Origin of the sequence: Psychrobacter proteolyticus (genome assembly GCF_038155145.1) — a bacterium.
Classification (GTDB): domain Bacteria; phylum Pseudomonadota; class Gammaproteobacteria; order Pseudomonadales; family Moraxellaceae; genus Psychrobacter; species Psychrobacter proteolyticus_B.
Window position 1 is genome coordinate 1 of record NZ_JBAKAY010000072.1, and the last position, 232, is coordinate 232.

The window sequence follows — 232 nt, forward strand, 5'->3', positions numbered from 1 at the left end:
CAGTATCGCTCTCGAAGAATCATTGCTCAAATCGCTAAACAAAGCATTGTGGGATAGTGCTCAGTTTAAGCAACCTGCTGATATCAAAGCCCGCATTGTACCTATTAAGTCAATTCTAGTAGGTGTTGAAGACGATGAGCAGGCCAATGGATTTATTAACGCCCACCTAAAGCTGATGAGCGGCCGTGATATGGCCACTCGTGACCAGTTGGCTGAGCTGTTCGTTGGTACT

Annotated in this window: 1 pseudogene; it reads left to right on the plus strand. The window is 46.1% G+C overall.

Annotated features, from left to right (window positions below):
* Nucleotides 1–232: pseudogene (locus tag V6252_RS13040) on the plus strand (5-carboxymethyl-2-hydroxymuconate Delta-isomerase); the annotation flags it as partial.